Below are 17011 nucleotides of genomic sequence, written 5' to 3' on the forward strand. Positions count from 1 at the left end.
AAAGAAAAACCCGACCAAACTAAATTTATGAATAACTTTAAACATAGTCCATTGCACTTAATTTTTTCGTTATTTTTCATAATTTTATACGGTGCTATTTTTAGCTCTGCGTATGCGGCATCGCCCCCTGCGTTAAAGTATAATATTACGGCCTCTGGAAGCTATTACCCATACTATATTGATGACGAAAACTCGCCCGGTATCCTGCCAGAAATCATCCAACATGTGCTAAGTCTGTCTAACATTGATGCACAACACATTGAATTGCCAGCCAAACGCACGGTTAAGTATCTTCATTTAGGCCACATCGATTTTGATGTTATCAGTCCTGAATGGCTCAGTGAGAAAGAGCGAGAAAATGACATGTTCCGCTATTCAGATAATTTATTTACCGTCGAAGAATACCTTGTTAGCTTGAGTAAAAATATCAACAAATGGCAAGATTTAGAGGCAATAAAAAAGCACCCTGTCGGCACGGTACTTGGCTATTACTATTATGATGATGAGCGCTTCACGCGCGTTGATTTTCACTCCGAAAAAGAGCTGGTTAAAGCATTACAACTCAACAGAATAGAGGTGTCAATTATTGATAAGCTCTCTGCGATATACTGGTCAAACTGGTTCAATATCAATACGCAGCTTGGCGCCCTTCATTCACAAGGTAATTTGAAAATTCGTATCCGAGCAGAACATCAGTCGCTCCTCAAGAATATAAATGCAGCTATTGAGCAACTTAAAAATAATGGCACGATTGATACCATCATCAATAAATACACAAAAAACATACCCCCACAATAATTAGGGATATTCCGCTTTGGGGCTACATTTGCTATACTGCGCGCTGTTTTTCTTGTTAACTAAAAAGAGCCTCCTATGAGCATTGAACAAGCCCTTATCGAACGCAGTAATAACCAATGTGAACTGTGCGCCGCAACAGAGAATTTATCTGTATACGAAGTCCCTCCTGTCACGGAAGCTCACTCTGATAAATGTATCTATGTCTGTCAGACTTGCAAAGACCAAATCGAAAATAACGCAGAATTAACTGCAACTCACTGGCATTGCCTAAATGACAGCATGTGGAGTCAAACGCCTGCCGTTCAAGTGGTGGCGTATCGTATGTTAAAACGTTTAGCGGCAGATAATGGCTGGGCACAAGATGCTTTAGACATGATTTACCTTGAAGAAGACACGCTAAAGTGGGCGCAAACAGCCCTTGCTGAAGATGATGACATTAAACATATCGACAGTAATGGCGTTGTGCTGCAAGCCGGCGATACAGTAACGCTAATCAAAGATCTCGATGTAAAAGGGAGCAGCCTCGTTGCTAAGCGCGGCACCGCCGTAAGAAATATTGGTTTAACCAGTAACCCTGAACACATTGAAGGACGTGTCGATGGGCAACGTATCGTTATTCTAACAAAATACGTGAAAAAATAATTTCTTATTAAAAATGGGCCTTGCGCCCACTTTGACTCAATTAAGCTATGATTAAGTCAGCGAACTTTATGCTAATACAATAATCTCAGTGTATAACACTAAAAACGCAAGGAAAATATCATGGCTTCGGATACCATTTCATCTTTAAAACGTGCTTCACTTTGCAGCGTAATGATCTTAGGAAGCAGCTTAGTCCTTACCGGTTGTGGCGAAGATTCTGCCGCGCCTCAAGCAGAGCAATCAACAATGAAAACGCTCAATACGCAAATTACTTATTTAGACCGTAGCATGCTGCCACCTGGCTCTGTATTGAAAGTGCAGTTAGCCGATGTATCAAAAATGGATGCAAAAGCAGACGTGATCAGCGAACAAGAAGTTGCGTTAAAAGGGGCGCCTCCTTATAACGTCGCACTTGAGTATGATGAAAGTAAAATTGCTGATCGCCATCGTTATAGCGTCGGCGCTCGAATCGAAAACCAAGGCAAGCTGTTATACATTAGCACCACTCACAACAACCCGTTTGCTGAAGGTGCTCAGAATGATGTGTATAAAGTGACGGTATCTAAAGTGTCGGCGAAAAAGCCCGATGTAACGTTAACTAATACATATTGGAAAGCAGTCACGATTAACGGTGAACCCGTTAAAGTAAAAACAAAAGAGCCTTTCATTCAATTTAAAGAAGATGGCTCAACGCATGGTTTCCTTGGCTGTAATAGCTTTTCAGGCAGCTATGACGTGAATAATCAATCACTCACCTTCAACCCGTTAGCCAGCACTAAGAAAATGTGTATCGAGCAAATGGATATTGAAGCTGCAATGTCAGCTCTACTCACTGCGACAGCGCAATTTTCAATTAATGGTGAGCAGCTTACGCTATTAGATGGCAGCAGCGAACCCCTTGCTACATTTGCAGCAACCTATATGAATTAATGACAGTTAACACGAAAACGCCCCGCAATTGCGGGGCGTTTTTTATTTATACCCTTTATTAAATAGGCACATTGTTGCAGCATTACTCTTCAACTAATTGCTCACTGCGATAAAAGCCACTACTGTCACTTAATACAGAAACAAGCTCAGGTAAAACCGCGTCCATCGTCTGTTTTAGTTTCCATGGTGGGTTGATCACTATCATGCCTGAGGCCGTCATACCATGTACCTCAGTATCTGCTTCGGTGGCTAATTCAAATAATTGAATATTACGCATGCCAGATGCGATTAAACCTGCTTCCATTTTATCTATGCGCTCACGATCAACGACCGGATACCAAATCATGTACGTACCCGTTGCAAAGCGTTTGTGCGCTTTAACGAGGGTTTTTACCACCGTATCATAGTCATCTTTAATTTCGTATGGAGGGTCAATCAGCACACATGCACGACGCGATGGCGGTGGCAGCAGACCAACTAACCCTTGAAAACCATTTTCGCCACGCACACGGATAGAGCGTTTACCTATCATATTCTGCTTAAGTAATGCTAAGTCGCGAGGATGTAACTCAAAAAACCAGCCATTATCTTGGCGACGCAAAAAGTGTTCAGCAATTTTTGGCGAGCCAGGATAGAAATCTAATTCGCCATTCTGGTTAAACGATTTAATCAGCTCTATATACTCATTTAACGGTGCATGCTCACTCTGGTGCTGCCAAAGCTTTGCTATGCCATCTAAATACTCTTGTGTTTTTTGTGCATCACTGCCCGCTAGTTCAAAAAAGCCCGCCCCCGAATGGGTATCAATATAATCGAGAGGCTTATCTTTAATTGTTTGGTATTTAAGAACTTCAGCTAAAACCAGATGTTTAAGCACATCAGCAGGATTGCCTGCATGAAAAGAGTGTCGGTAACTAAGCATATTTATAAATCGCTAAATGCAGTGCTGCATGAAAAATAGATGAAGATATTGTACATGATAAATAGTGAATAATCCTAAAATCTAAGCGCAGAGTGAACCATAAATGAATAAAAATGCAGCTACGCTGAATTACACCTTAATTTTAAATAAAAATACGCTAAAACAGGCGTAAATGCTGGCATATCAACACACTTTCCTTTACATTTGCATGACAATAATCACAGTTTTATGAGCGCATTTATGAATAACGAAACCCTTTCCCAACTCGAACAACTGATCGACAAATTAATCCACCGAAACAGCGAACTTGAAAGCGAAGTGAAAAGCTTAAAAGATCAAACTGCCAAATTAATAGACGAGAACGAAACGCTTCAACTTGAAGTACTCGATAGCGAAGAAAAACAAAAAGAAGCAAGCAGCACATTAACTGGCCTGCTTGAGAAATTACAAAGCGTACATCAGGCTAGCTAATGAGCAGCCCACAAAGTCAGCGGGTCACCGTAGAGTTACTAGGTAAAGAACATGAGTTCTCTTGCCCACCGGGACAAGAGAACGCCCTAGTTGCTGCTGCACAACATTTGAATGACTTAGTGGACCAAATGAAACAACGCTCTTCTGTTCGTAATGAACAAAAAGCGTTATTAATGGCTGCGCTGCACTTAAGCCATGAATTGCTCGAAGCACAATCGCAACAAGCAAAACAAGAGCAACAGCATGACTCTTTAATCGATAAACTTAGCCAGTACTTAGACCAAACTCACTCGACTTAACACGCCGTGAGTGGTATTGGTTATATAAAAAGCGCATCTTGCGCTTTTTTTGTTTACAATGCTCAACCTGAATAATAACCGAGCAAATTAGAATGCGCATATATGCTTTATCAATGTGGGCTTTTTTAGCGCTACTAACAGCAAGTTTCTCATCTAAAGCCAAGGTTACATGGCAGACTATCAGCCCTGAGATTCAATTTTTACAACAACAGGCATCGCTGCGCTTTTACGATTCAAACCAGGTCCTTATTGAAGGTAAAACGTGTGCACTTATGTTTGATGCCAGCGGTGATTTTGCCGCGGTTGAGCAACTCGCACAGCGTTTGAAAAAGCGCTTAAAAACACCTTTATGCTACTTGGTTGCGAGTCATTATCATGATGACCACTTGCTGGGTCTTGCAGTGTTACAAGCCACGTTCCCTGATGCAAAATTGATTGTTCATCAGCAACTAGCGAATGAATTCACCCACTATCAAAAAGCCTTAAACGATAAACTTGATGGCTATGAAAAAAGCATAGAACTAAGTTATCAACGTTTAGCAAGCCAACCACAAGAACAACAAGCCGTTTGGCGAGAAAAACTATCACTTGCTAAAAAACGCCTGTTTCGTTGGCGCGAATTAACACTCAACCCCCCCGCAATCCGTATTGCTAAAGAAACGCATCTCGACCTTGGTGATTACCCGATTACTGTTATGCCGTATCAAGCACACACGCATGGCGACTTAGTATTAACAGCCGATCATGGCCGGGTATTACTTGGTGGAGATATAACCGATTGGTTACCTTACCCAGGGCATGGGCAAATAGATAATTGGCTCGCAGCGTTAACTGAAATTCAACAAAATAGTGCTATCACAACAATTTTACCGGGTCATGGTGCACAACTAACTCCTGCAGAACTTAATCAGCCGAAAACATTTTTATCTGCTATTTTGACACTTGCAAATGCACAGCCCGAAAAGCCTATTGGTGAGTTAATTCCCCTGTTTCCTGAGCAAATAAAACAAGACTATCAACTTGATGAAGTCGGTCAACGCGCTTTCGTCATGTTTCTAGAAGCTGGACTTAAGCAGGCCAAATCGTCAAAATAGCGCTAAAATAGTAAAGGGATTTTATTACATGGCTTTAATGCGTTTGAAATATTTACTATTGCTGAGTTTTTTTATTGGCCTACAAGGATGCCAAACAACTCAGCAAGATACACAACAAGAGCAACAGGCTCGGCCAGAGATTTTTAGCCATTTCAAGCCTGATTTAAGCTTACAAACACAGCCGACTGAGCAACCTGTTGCTACAGCCGATAAGACTGCTGAACCTGTAAAACTTCAACCTTATAAAGATACGCCACTCGCTAAACCGCGAGCGGCTGATTTGTGGCAACACATTGCAAATAATCTATCGTTGGTATTTCAAACCAATAAGCATACGACAGCTCGGATAAAGTGGTACTTAAAGCAACCAGCCTACCTTGAAAAAGTGAACCGACGCGCTGCACCGTATCTTTACCATATCGTCAAACGCGTCGAAAAACAGAATTTACCGATGGAGCTTGCATTACTCCCCTTCGTAGAGAGTGACTTTAGACCCACTATTCAATCATCAGAGCAAGCTGTGGGGATATGGCAGTTAGTTGGGGCAACTGCCTATCACTTTGGCGTGCAGAGCGACCAATGGTATGACGGCCGCCAAGATATTCTCGCCTCAACCGATGCTGCCTTAGCGTACCTCAGTTATTTGCACAAACGCTTTGATGGCGATTGGTTACACGCAATCGCGGCCTATAACAGTGGTGAAGGGCGTGTTAAGAAAGCCATCGAGAAGAATAAAAAACTCGGTAAGAAAACCGATTACTGGTCGCTGTCATTACCAAAAGAAACCGCTGAATATATCCCTAAATTATTAGCACTCAGCCACTTAATCAGACACCCTGAAAAAGGCCTAAAACGCCCAAAACTCGCTAATAAACCGCTCACAACGGAGTTTAATGTCGGCCAGCAATTTGATTTTTCGGTAATTGCGAGTTTATCTGGGATTGGGCGTAACCAATTACATAAACTAAACCCTGGCTATTTAAAGAATCAAAGCTCTCCTAATGGCCCCCACACGCTGATATTACCAATAGAGCAGCGAACTTTATTACAGAGTAAGCTATTTCGTAATAACTTTATTGGCGAGTACACCGTTCAAAAGGACGATACGCTTTATCGCATCGCAAGACGTTTTAATATGCCTATAAGCCAATTAAAAATGCTCAATAATAAAACCTCGAATCTCATTAAAGTGGGTGAGCAATTGCGCCTAAGTAAACCTCAAACGATGCCTGGATCGTTAATAGTTGATTACAATATCAGCCCGTATTTAGAGCAACAAGAAGACGTTGTTTCAACTGTTGCTGTCGATTATCAAGTAAAGCCGGGGGATTCTATTTGGAGCATTAGTCAGCTTTTTGATGTCCCTCATAAAGACGTGGCTATTTGGAATAAACTCAGCGCGTCTAGCCTACTAAAACCAGGCACCATACTAACTTTGCATATCCCTCAAGCAAAGCCACCAGCCCCTCAAACATCCGCCAGCGAGGCTATGCTGTCGGGTATTGAAAGCTCTTTGAAAAAGCCTTGATTGCTGTGTCATTGTGGTTAGCGTAAAATCAGTGTTTATATTCTAAGTTTACAAGAGAAAAAACATGCAAATCAGCAAAGACACTGCCGTTGAGTTCCACTACACATTAAGTGAAGCAGGCGAGCAAATTGAATCAAGCAAAGATGGCGAGCCACTTTCATATATCCATGGTACAGAAGGCATGCTACCGGGTCTTGAAAAAGCCCTTGAAGGTAAAAGCGCTGGCGATAGCTTTAGTGTAACACTTGAGCCAAGCGAGTCTTATGGTGAGCGTGTTGATGACCTTATTCAGCGTATTCCACTTAAGCACTTACAAGGTAACACTAAAGTGTGGAAACCGGGTATGACTGCGATTGTTCACTCAAACCAAGGCCGTCATCAAGTGACGATTGTAAAAGTAGGTCGTTTCAATGCAGATTGTGACTTAAACCACCCATTTGCAGGTAAAACACTGACTTTTGACGTTGAAGTACTCAACGTCCGTGAAGCGACACGTGAAGAATTAGCGCACGGTCACGTACATGGTGAAGGCGGTTGTGGTCATAGCCACTAAGGGTAAATAATGACAAACGTTGCAATTGTCACAGGTGGCAGTAAAGGGATTGGTAAGGCTATTGTTGAGCGCTTAGCGCGCGAAGCATACATCGTGTATAACCTTGATATTACACCATCAGAAGGTCACTACCGCTACTGTGATGTCAGTAATGTTGAGCAGGTAAAAGCGGTTATTGCTGATATAGCACAAGAAACAGGCCGTATCGATGCGCTTATTTCTAATGCTGGTCGTCATTTAAGTGCCACCATTGAAGATACTGACGAGGCAACGTTTGATGCTCTTTTTGCGCTCAACGTAAAAGGCGCGTATGCGGCAATTCAAGCAGTTTTACCCAGCATGAAAGCAAAACGGCAAGGTAGTATTGTTTTAATTGCCTCTGATCAAGCGCTTATTGGTAAGCCCAATTCTTTTGCTTACAACTTAACAAAGCATGCACTTGCTTCAATGGCAAAAACAACCGCTCTGGATTATGCCGCATTTAACATTCGCGCTAACGCTATTTGCCCAGGCACCATTGAAACACCTTTATTTCATAATGCAATTGACGCTTACTGCAAGCGAAGCGGCGCCGATAAAACCGCCGTCGTCGCAGAAGAAGCTGCATTACAACCATTAGGGCGCTTAGGTCAACCAGAGGAAGTGGCTGCATTGATTAATTTTTTAGTTAGCCCTGAGGCAAGCTTTATCACTGGTAGCCTACACAGTATTGATGGTGGGTATACCACGCAATGAGCGACAAGATTATTGACCCCCATGTGCATTTTTTTAACCTCACTGAGGGTCAATACACTTGGTTGCAAGGCGAGAAACCACCTGCGTGGCCTCACCTCGATAAGATCAAAGCTCCTATTAGCATGGCGCAACTAAAATCAGCATGCCCATTTCAATTAGAAGCACTTGTTCATATTGAGGCAGGGTACGATAATAATGACCCTATTAAAGAGCTCAACTGGCTAGCACAGCATTTAAACGGCTACAAATACAAAGCCATTAGTTATTGTCGAATAGACGCTACCTTGAACGAATTTAGTCTGGCGCTTTCGGCATTAACACATTCACACCTTGTGGGTATTCGCGATATTACTGAAGGTAAAGATGCGACTCGTTTACTCGCACCTAATTGCCTTGAAAACTTAGCCTATCTTGCTGCGCAAAACTTGCGATTTGAAGCACAGTTTGAAATTGAAAACCTACACATTACCGAGCAGCTCATAAAATACTGCCATGCCCTTCCCTCATTACGAGTCGTAATTAACCATTTAGGCTTTATATGCGATGAACAACAATGGCTAAACGCGGTTATTAAATTAAGCCGCTGTGATAATATTGCGATTAAGTTCTCAGGCTTAGAGTTCAGCAAACTGGCTGCAAGTAAGCACCAATGGCTGCTTGATACACTGCTGCAATACTTTGGCGAGCAGCGTATTATGTTTGCCAGTAATTTTCCTGTTTGCCAAATAAATACACGCTACGAGACATGCTGGCAGCATTACTTTTCATTGTGTAACCAGCACAGCGTATGGCATCGTCTAAGCTACAAAAACGCCCACGAAATCTATCAAATTGATTAAAAACTAGCTATATTTAGTTAAATAAAAGCGGTTTAGGTTAGTGGTTATGTTTATTTTTTCAAAAGAAGCGGCCATTTTAGGTGCGTGCGTATTTAGTCTTGTTGGGTGTGGCGGCAGTGGGAGTGACAACTCCGATTCAGGCAATCTAGACCCAGCCACCATTACGTGGACACAAGGTGTGTTTGAGCCATCGAGTAAGTTTGATCAACAATGTCAGGCACTCAATGAAAAGCACTGGCTGCGTTCATGGAGCCATGAAACATACCTCTGGTACGATGAAATAATAGACCGTGATCCAGCCCTCACTGATGGGGTTCTCAATTATTTTGCGTTACTAAAAACCGAAAACACCACGGAGTCAGGGGCTAAAAAAGACAACTTTCATTCCAGTTTACCCACCGATGAATGGCGGGCACAAAGCCAGTCGGGACAAACCTTTGGCTATGGCTTTAAAATACGTTTAATAAGTGCCAGCGCCCCACGTCAAGCCATTATAACTTATACCGAACCCAACTCACCCGCGGCAACACAAAACCTAGCGCGTGGTTTTGAAGTGTTAGAAGTGGATGGTGTAGACTTTGTAAATGCCAGCACCCAAGCTGAAGTCGACGTACTCAATGCGGGTCTTTTTCCTTCTGAATCCGGGAAAGTAACGACCTTTGTGTTTAAAGATATCAACACCAGTGAAACCCGCGAAGTCACCATGACAGCCCAAACTATTACGGGACAAGCTGTAGGCAATATTAAAACATTCGCAAATGGAGAAGTCGGTTACTTCCAATTTAATCGCCACAATGCGATTGCAGAAAAGCCCTTATTTGATGCTTTTAATACATTAGCAGCACGTAATGTAAAAGACCTGATTATCGACATGCGATACAACCCCGGCGGTTTCCTACAGATGGCAAGTCAAGTTGCTTATATGATTGCAGGCGCCGAAAATACTGACGGCAAAATTTTCGAAAAGACTATCTTTAACGATCAACACCCAACCTTTAACCCAATCACTGGGGAGCGTTTGGAGCCCGTGCCGTTTACCGATGAATTTGTCGGATTTGCAGAAAACCCAGCAATCAACCCTGGCACACCATTGCCTAGTTTAGACCTAAAACGTGTTTTTGTGTTAACAACAGGCAGTACATGTTCAGCCAGTGAAGCCGTAATTAATGGCTTAAGAGGGGCCAATATTGAGGTCATTCAAATAGGGGAAAATACCTGTGGTAAACCCTATGGTTTTTACCCAACCGATAACTGTGATACGACCTACTTCAGCATTCAATTTACAGGGGTTAACAATAAAGGCTTTGGTGAATATGCCGATGGTTTTGCCCCCCAAAACAGCACTGGCAGTGAGTTTCAACCCGTGCGAGTTCCAGGTTGTGCAGTCGCCGATGACTTTAGCCATCAGCTAGGCGACGAAAATGAAGCATTACTTAGTACTGCACTGGCATACAGAGCGACTGGCACATGCCCTGTAGCAAGCTCAATGACCAGCAAACAGGGTTTTGCACCAGCGCTGTTCACTGATACACCAAAAGTACAGGACAACCGAGCAACAACGCTTATTGAGCAAAACAAAATACTTGAGTATTAGAGGCGTGTATGAACTTTAAAGTAGCCACAGCAATATACTTTGTGACTTTGCTTGGGTGTAGTGCACAAAGCCAAGAGCCGACTCCTAAGCTACAACATGCGGTGTTAACAACACCGCAAAGCACCTTGATTGCACAAGGTATTGCCAGATTAATGCACAGTCAGCCTATTGCAGTCGCCGATGATGCCTTTATCAATAGCAGTATCCTCGTTACTGACAGCATGGGCATCACAGATGCGCAAGGCAATCCTATCATGGGAAAGCAGCTTTCTATGCCCGATCGCTTTGAATTACTCATTAAAGATAAAATGTGCTTTGTTCGTCATTTAGACAGCAAAGCAACAGAGCCACTGCCGCTGGTAAAGTGTAAAGCGGTTAACTAAGCCTCACATATACCTAAACACCTATAAAAAAAGCCCTTACGGGCTTTTTTATTGCTGAATCTATTTATTTTATTTCGACACGTTGCGAACGCATCACAACATCATCGTTTAACTCAATACCAATGCCGGGTTCTTCGGATACTTGGAAAAAGCCATTTTTAGGTTGTGGGTCTTGAATACATAACTCACGATTCCACTTTTTAATCGCGTAAGTGTGATGCTCATGAATTAAGAAGTTAGGAATGGCTGTTTCTAAATGCAATGATGCCGCTGTTGCAACTGGACCGCCACATACATGCGCTTGAATACGCACATCAAAAATATCAGCGTAATCACAGACCTTTTTCGTCTCGGTGAAACCGCCACATAAACCAAGATCTGGCTGAAGCACATCAATGCTTTGATCTTCAAGATAAGGACGTACACCCCAACGATTATACAAGCGCTCGCCACCGGCTATGGGCACTGCAACTTTATCAGCGACTTTGGCATGCAATGAATGGTTTAGGTAGTTCACTGGCTCTTCATAATACATGCAATCGAATTCTTCGGCGATTTCACCAATTTGAATTGCAGATGTTGCCCCTGGCAAACTATGACATTCAAAAATAATATCAACTTCATCACCCACCGCTTCACGAATAGCCTGCATACGCGCGCGGTATAACTTCATTTCACCACGAGAAATAATATTAGTGCGGTCATAATAAGTATTGCCGTGCTTATCGTATTGGATAGGGTCAACTTTCACTGCATCGTAGCCTTCAGCAATCGCTTTTAATGCCGCTTCTGCATATTCTTCTGGGTGAATAAGTGCTTTAAACTCGCTGTCCCAGTCAAACTGTAATTGCGATGCGTAAGTACGAAGTTTGTCGTTAACTTTACCCCCTAGCAATTGATAAACAGGTAAACCTAATGCTTTTCCTTTGATGTCCCACAGTGCAGTATCAATCGCACTCATCGCAGCGTAGACAACTGGTCCTCCGCCTAACCCCCAAAAGCTCTCGCGTAGCATTCGTGACCATAGCTTTTCAGTTTGAAACGGGTCATGGCCTATTAAAAAAGCATCAGCCATTTCTTTGATCATCGCAGCGGCTGCACTGTGACCTAAGTCATAAGCAAGCCCGGCTTCACCAACGCCACTAATACCTTCATCTGTATGAATACGCACAAACACAGGTGTCCAAGCAGGTCTGTCTGGACAATGAATATCGAACACTTCGACGCGATTAACTTTCATGGTTACTCCTTACTGAGCAAAACTAGGATCAAGGCGATAAGCCTTACGCAGCATCGCAGGCCACGCTAATTGGCCTCCAGTACTGCCGCTATGCACGACATTCGCTTGATTATAAATATTATCGATAATAGGTTGAGGCACCGGAATAGCTGTTTGACCACTGGCTTGAATCGCCAATTGAATTTCACAGGCGCGCTGTAAATCATAGAAGCGCATAAATGCATCCCCCACCGTTGGGCCCACCGTTAAACCGCCATGATTTACTAAAAGCATATGATTTGTAGTGCCTAAATCATCTTGTAAGCGTTTTTTTTCATCCTTGTTCACGGCTAAGCCTTCATAGCCATGGTATGACAGTGACGGCAATGAAAACATCGAGTATTGGCTTAACGGTTGTAAACCTTTTTCTTGCGTTGCTACTGCAATAGTCTCTTTGGTATGAAGGTGGATAACACAATGCGCATCATCGCGTACTTCGTGAATAGCACTGTGAATAGTGAAACCTGCAGGGTTAATTTTAAACGGTGTATCGTCGAGAATATTCCCTTCTAAATCAACCTTCACTAAGTTTGACGCGGTTACTTCATCAAAGCTTAAACCAAATGCATTGACCAAATACTGATTTGTGCCCGGTAAGCGTGCAGATAAATGGGTATAAATTAAATCACCCCAACGAAAATGCTCGACCAAACGATAGCATGCAGCCAAATCTACGCGAAGCTGCCATTCTTGTTCAGATACTTTATTTTTTAAATCGAGTTTTGGTAAGTCAAACATGGAAAACCTTGTATATGCGACAAGCATAAATAGATGTATAGAAGTCTAAATTACTATTAACCGATGATCAATAGCTGATACAAAAAGGCCACATCAATTGATGTGGCCTTTTTTATTAAATGTAGCGGATTATTTAACTTGTGATAAATAATCTGCAATTGCTGCCATTTCTTCTTCAGATACGTTCGCAACCATTGCTTTCATCGCAGAAGCCATACCGTTATTACGTGCACCAGACTTAATGTCTTTCATTTGTGCAAGTAAGTATTCTTTATTTTGGCCATTTAGCTTAGGGTATAGCGGCATAATGGGTGCTTTACCTTCTGCACCGTGGCACGTTTGGCAAAGTTTTGCTGTGTATAGCGTTGCGCCATCAGCAGCCATTGTATTGAAAGATAGGCTTGCAGCCATTGCAAGGCCAGCCCCACATAGAATTTTAGTTATCTTGCTCATTTGTATCTTCTCTTTTTAACGGGTTAGAAAACATTTTCTTTAGTGTAGACCATGATTTAACAATATTGCACCCAAATTGCCCCCGAAAAATTGTTACAGCAACCTAAATGCTATGCAGTTATGCGGGTTACCATATTAAATCATCAGGCACTTCAAAATCAGCATAGGGATCATCTTCATCCTTTTGCTTATCTTCAGGTTCGACATGGAACACTATATATTCTTCGCTAACTTCAGCGACTTTTCGAGCTGGTTCATCTTCCAGAACAAAAAATTGGCCTTCTAAAACACAAATTGCTAAGCGACCACCCGCTAACGCTTTTTGTGTTTTTTCATTTACGTCGAGCTCTTTCACTTTATTTTCATAAGTGAAATTAAAGGTGCGATCGCCACGGATCTCATCCTGATTATTATGCTCTAAAATTTGCTTAACGCGAGCAACTTGCTCACGTTGTTTTTGCTCTTCCAAACGCGCTTTATTTAGTTCATCTGCTTTTTTCTGCTGCTCGAGCTTGGTTTGCTCAATGTGCTTTTGCAAATCACTTGGGTTACTGGTAGCCCCTTTCTTTTTTTTCTTTTGCTGCTTACGTTTTTCAGTTTTAGCTACTTTCGCTTGGTGCGAGGTAGTGAGCCCAGCTTTAAGTAGCTGATCTTGTAATGAACCCATCACTAAATTCCAATAATTAAAATGCGTATAAGGGCTATTTTAATCAGCTATGCAAACAAATAACAGTACTGAACCCATTTGAATCTTTGCTATTTATATTATTACACGCAGATTAACACGCGATGAAATCATGACACTTTGATTTAACGCAATATTTCTTACTTTAATCATTATGATACTTGTAAAATTACTCGCACTCTATAAGCTAATACTTTTTCTTCACGGAGCTAAAAATGCAGCTGCGACATTTGTTACTTTGCTCTGTATTTATTTTCTTTGTTTTATACGCACCCCAGCCCCTACTTGGATTATTTGCTCGCCATTTTTCTGTGTCGCCAGCCGCCGCCGGCAGTTTAATGACAGCCACAATGCTCCCGCTAGCAATCGCTCCATTAGTGTATGGGTTATTTTTAGCAAAGCGTAACCCGCTGGTTATTTTAAAAATCGCTATGGTTATACTGGCTATTAGCTGCGTTATTTTTACCTTTGCGCCGAGCTTTAACGTGTTACTTTTGATACGTTTTATTCAAGGTATTACGCTGCCAGCCGCACTCACCGCGATGACCAGTTATATTGGTGTCACTTACCAAGCCGACCTACTACAGCGTAATATGACCTTGTATATTGGTAGTACGATTGTTGGTGGTTATTTTGGTCGTATGTTAGCGGCCTTATTTACTGATTTTTTAAGCTGGCAAAGCTTTTACTATGTGATAGCGATTGGCTTAGTCTGTCTTGCCTTCGCTATCCCTAAACCCCAAAAGACAACCGCAATTCATACCCCACAATCACCCCTTTTATATTTAAAGCAATTAAAAAGCCCATTAGTTTTGAAGCTCTATGGGGCGGTTTTTTGTATGTTCTTTTGCTTTGCAGCGCTGTTAAATTATTTGCCCTTTATTCTGCAAGATAGCTTTGCCATTACTAACACGCGCGAAATCGGACTTGTTTATACTGGCTACTTAGTCGGTGCGCTTGCGTCAATAGCCACACCTTGGTTACTGAGAAAGTCTTCATCTCCTTGGCGCTTGCTCACTGGGGTATTTTTATTTTATAGCCTCACAATGTTGCTGTTGATGAGTCAACAACTGCTGTTATTTGTCATCGCATTTACAGGTTTTTGTGGCGCTATGTTTGTGATTCATTCAAGTGCCGCACCATTGGTTAATAAAATTAGCACCGCCCCTGCCAGTGTGACGAATGGCGGCTATGTATCGTTTTATTACAGTGGTGGTGCACTTGGTTCACTGTTACCGGGGCTGATATACCAGCAACATGGTCAAGTTGCCTTTATGGCAGTACTGCTGCTGGTATGTTTAATAGGGCTCGCGTTGGTTTATTTAGCAGGAAGGAATACGACTCGAGGCTGATGCCCTGTACTGGCAAAGAAGCGTTCTAAGTCGTCTTTTTTCATTAACCAAGTCGCGGTGTTCTCAAACGGGTGGCAATGAAAAAGCGCGTTAAACCAGATTTCTTGATCAAGCCACAACGTGACATTATTTTGTTTGTCGTTTAAAAGTGCCAGCATAGACACACAGCCAGGCGGCACTTTTAAATAACGTGCAAGTCGCTCATCTGAGGCAAAACCTATCCGCGAAAGTCCTTGCTGCTTTGCAATCGCTTTTAAATCAAGCTGTTTGTCGTGGGCTGTTATCACCAAAAAATGACGTTTACCTTCGTTATCACGCAGAAATAAGTTTTTCAGTCGCGTACCAGGCCTATCAACCATAAACGTATCAGCATCGAGGCTGCCATGTAATGGTGGGTGTTCTATTTCTTCGTATTCAATAGCGAGCTGAGCAAGTGCCGCTGCCAGCTTGGTTTTATCGGCATACATTTACAAACAACGTCCTCGTAATTGCACACTCAAATCACGCCATAATACTTCGTCAATTACATGTTTGTCGTCGCAATACGAACGCTCTTTGAGTTCTTCATTTAATAATTCAACAGCTTGATCTTCTAACAGTAATTTTAAGTTGCTCGACTCTTCAAAGTACTCTTGCTCGGCAAAGTCTTTAAATTGTCGACGCGTCATCGGCTTATCTAAATTAATAGGCTTTCGGCCTTGCGCTTTTACTGACACAACATAAGCAAAAATTTTATTTCCCTGCTCATCATTTTTTCCATAAAACTGTTTGTTATTAATTTCAAAAGGAGGGGCGTCCCCTTGGCTTGCGCAACCAGCTAATAAAACAACCAAAAGCGATGCTATTTTTTTCATTATTGGATAAGCCTTGAACAGTAGATGCGACCTAGTCTATCAAAAATAAAAGCGGAGGGTAAAAATTCGATCATTTTTTAAAAAACACTTGACCGCGAATGTAAAAATAATTAAAGTTCACCCCGCTTAAGACGTAAGACTTAAGCATCCTGTATTTAGGAATGTGGGGCTATAGCTCAGCTGGGAGAGCGCCTGCCTTGCACGCAGGAGGTCAGCAGTTCGATCCTGCTTAGCTCCACCACCTTCCTACTTTTCTTAGGCACTCTGCCAAATTTAATATCAAACTTATCTAAAAAAATTATCTAGTTTATCCGTTATTTTTTCGCCGTCTTAATTTTATTCACATAAAAAAAAGCCGAGCAGAGCCTAATGCAGATCAGTTAAGCATATTTTTATGATCACTTGACTGATCTTTTCATAGCTTCACAATCCGATATTAGAAATAGTATCGGATTTTTTTATGTCTCTAATTCAACACTTCGATGATATGTCCTCCTTTTTAGATGATGTACATACACTCGACAAACTTAAGCAGGTTCTTGACCCTGATATTCTTGAACAAGCATTTGAACATGCGGGAGTTGCCACTGTTCGCAGAAGGCGGTTACCGCTAGAAGCTATTATGTGGTCTGTAATTGGAATGAGTTTATTCCGAAACGAAACTGTGTGGGATATTGCTAACAGACTCGACATATCCTTGCCTGGAAAAAACAAATTAGTAGCGCCGAGTGCGCTCGTGCAAGGTCGCCAAAGGTTGGGTTACGAAGCAGTCCAACAAACATTTCAATTACTTTCACATAAAGTGTTTGCCACCCAGCCTTTTGAGCAGTGGTGTGGACTTAATTTACTTGCAGTGGATGGC

The 17011-nt window shown here is 42.1% G+C and carries 21 protein-coding genes and 1 tRNA gene; 15 read left to right on the forward strand and 7 right to left on the reverse strand.

Annotated features, from left to right (window positions below):
- Positions 1–27: 27 nt before the first annotated feature.
- From BWD47_RS19465 to BWD47_RS19475, 3 genes are all read left to right on the forward strand, one after another.
- Positions 28–798 carry an ABC transporter substrate-binding protein gene (locus BWD47_RS19465; protein ID WP_075594518.1) on the forward strand — a complete coding sequence of 257 codons (771 nt, stop codon included), beginning with the start codon at positions 28–30 and terminating at the stop codon, positions 796–798.
- 75 nt (positions 799–873) lie between these two features.
- Entirely contained in the window at positions 874–1440 is a 567-nt protein-coding gene (locus BWD47_RS19470) for an alkylphosphonate utilization protein (RefSeq protein WP_036973325.1), read from the forward strand.
- A gap of 120 nt (positions 1441–1560) precedes the next feature.
- Positions 1561–2370 (forward strand): META domain-containing protein, encoded by an 810-nt coding sequence (locus BWD47_RS19475; RefSeq protein ID WP_075594516.1) that lies wholly within the window; start codon positions 1561–1563, stop codon positions 2368–2370.
- Between the two features lie 82 nt (positions 2371–2452).
- On the opposite strand, the gene BWD47_RS19480 is transcribed toward BWD47_RS19475, so the two are convergent.
- Positions 2453–3292 (reverse strand): 23S rRNA (adenine(2030)-N(6))-methyltransferase RlmJ, encoded by an 840-nt coding sequence (locus BWD47_RS19480; protein WP_065979384.1) that lies wholly within the window; start codon positions 3290–3292, stop codon positions 2453–2455.
- 240 nt (positions 3293–3532) lie between these two features.
- Between BWD47_RS19480 and zapB the strand changes: the two genes are divergently transcribed.
- The 9 genes from zapB to BWD47_RS19525 all read left to right on the forward strand — a co-directional run bounded on the left by zapB (position 3533) and on the right by BWD47_RS19525 (position 10788).
- The gene (gene zapB, locus BWD47_RS19485) at positions 3533–3763 is read left to right on the forward strand and encodes a cell division protein ZapB (protein ID WP_036973328.1); all 231 of its coding nucleotides are present in this window, start codon (positions 3533–3535) and stop codon (positions 3761–3763) included.
- Positions 3763–4062 (forward strand): cell division protein ZapA, encoded by a 300-nt coding sequence (locus BWD47_RS19490; RefSeq protein ID WP_065979385.1) that lies wholly within the window; start codon positions 3763–3765, stop codon positions 4060–4062. The genes zapB and BWD47_RS19490 overlap by 1 nt, the downstream gene beginning before the upstream one ends.
- A 92-nt stretch (positions 4063–4154) precedes the next feature.
- Positions 4155–5156, forward strand: a complete 1002-nt coding sequence (locus BWD47_RS19495) for an MBL fold metallo-hydrolase (RefSeq protein ID WP_143474511.1) — start codon at positions 4155–4157, stop codon at positions 5154–5156.
- A 28-nt stretch (positions 5157–5184) separates the two neighbouring features.
- Entirely contained in the window at positions 5185–6684 is a 1500-nt protein-coding gene (locus BWD47_RS19500; RefSeq protein ID WP_178387099.1) for a transglycosylase SLT domain-containing protein, read from the forward strand.
- 64 nt (positions 6685–6748) lie between these two features.
- Positions 6749–7237: a peptidylprolyl isomerase gene (locus BWD47_RS19505; protein WP_036973331.1), complete on the forward strand. Its 489-nt coding sequence runs from the start codon at positions 6749–6751 to the stop codon at positions 7235–7237.
- Positions 7238–7246: 9 nt separating this feature from the next.
- Entirely contained in the window at positions 7247–7972 is a 726-nt protein-coding gene (locus BWD47_RS19510) for an SDR family NAD(P)-dependent oxidoreductase (protein WP_036973332.1), read from the forward strand.
- Positions 7969–8811 (forward strand): amidohydrolase, encoded by an 843-nt coding sequence (locus tag BWD47_RS19515; RefSeq protein ID WP_036973333.1) that lies wholly within the window; start codon positions 7969–7971, stop codon positions 8809–8811. Before BWD47_RS19510 ends, BWD47_RS19515 begins: the two co-directional genes overlap by 4 nt.
- 46 nt (positions 8812–8857) lie before the next feature.
- Positions 8858–10405, forward strand: coding sequence for a S41 family peptidase (locus BWD47_RS19520; RefSeq protein WP_036973334.1), 1548 nt, complete (start codon positions 8858–8860; stop codon positions 10403–10405).
- Between the two features lie 8 nt (positions 10406–10413).
- Entirely contained in the window at positions 10414–10788 is a 375-nt protein-coding gene (locus tag BWD47_RS19525; protein ID WP_036973335.1) for a hypothetical protein, read from the forward strand.
- Positions 10789–10852: 64 nt separating this feature from the next.
- Here BWD47_RS19525 and BWD47_RS19530 read toward each other — a convergent pair whose 3' ends face one another.
- The 4 genes from BWD47_RS19530 to BWD47_RS19545 form a co-directional block, all read right to left on the reverse strand.
- A complete protein-coding gene (locus BWD47_RS19530) occupies positions 10853–12028 on the reverse strand; it encodes a mandelate racemase/muconate lactonizing enzyme family protein (RefSeq protein ID WP_036973337.1) in 1176 nt (391 codons plus the stop codon).
- 9 nt (positions 12029–12037) lie between these two features.
- Entirely contained in the window at positions 12038–12805 is a 768-nt protein-coding gene (locus tag BWD47_RS19535) for a class II aldolase/adducin family protein (RefSeq protein WP_036973338.1), read from the reverse strand.
- A gap of 129 nt (positions 12806–12934) precedes the next feature.
- Positions 12935–13258, reverse strand: a complete 324-nt coding sequence (locus BWD47_RS19540) for a c-type cytochrome (RefSeq protein WP_036973339.1) — start codon at positions 13256–13258, stop codon at positions 12935–12937.
- 127 nt (positions 13259–13385) lie between these two features.
- Positions 13386–13925: a DUF2058 domain-containing protein gene (locus BWD47_RS19545; RefSeq protein ID WP_036973340.1), complete on the reverse strand. Its 540-nt coding sequence runs from the start codon at positions 13923–13925 to the stop codon at positions 13386–13388.
- A 233-nt stretch (positions 13926–14158) separates the two neighbouring features.
- Between BWD47_RS19545 and BWD47_RS19550 the strand changes: the two genes are divergently transcribed.
- On the forward strand, positions 14159–15295 hold the full coding sequence (locus tag BWD47_RS19550) for an MFS transporter (RefSeq protein WP_036973341.1): 1137 nt from the start codon (positions 14159–14161) through the stop codon (positions 15293–15295).
- Here BWD47_RS19550 and BWD47_RS19555 read toward each other — a convergent pair.
- Both BWD47_RS19555 and BWD47_RS19560 read right to left on the reverse strand, forming a co-directional pair.
- Positions 15262–15762 (reverse strand): prolyl-tRNA synthetase associated domain-containing protein, encoded by a 501-nt coding sequence (locus BWD47_RS19555; RefSeq protein ID WP_036973342.1) that lies wholly within the window; start codon positions 15760–15762, stop codon positions 15262–15264. The genes BWD47_RS19550 and BWD47_RS19555 overlap by 34 nt on opposite strands.
- Positions 15763–16149, reverse strand: a complete 387-nt coding sequence (locus BWD47_RS19560; RefSeq protein ID WP_036973343.1) for a hypothetical protein — start codon at positions 16147–16149, stop codon at positions 15763–15765.
- Between the two features lie 165 nt (positions 16150–16314).
- Between BWD47_RS19560 and BWD47_RS19565 the strand changes: the two genes are divergently transcribed.
- Positions 16315–16390 (forward strand) — tRNA-Ala (locus BWD47_RS19565).
- 219 nt (positions 16391–16609) lie between these two features.
- Positions 16610–17011 (forward strand): transposase domain-containing protein (locus BWD47_RS19570; protein WP_178387100.1); only part of this gene is annotated, 402 nt, incomplete at its 3' end.

Source organism: Pseudoalteromonas sp. PAB 2.2 (assembly GCF_001938575.1).
GTDB classification, from domain to species: Bacteria; Pseudomonadota; Gammaproteobacteria; order Enterobacterales; family Alteromonadaceae; genus Pseudoalteromonas; species Pseudoalteromonas lipolytica.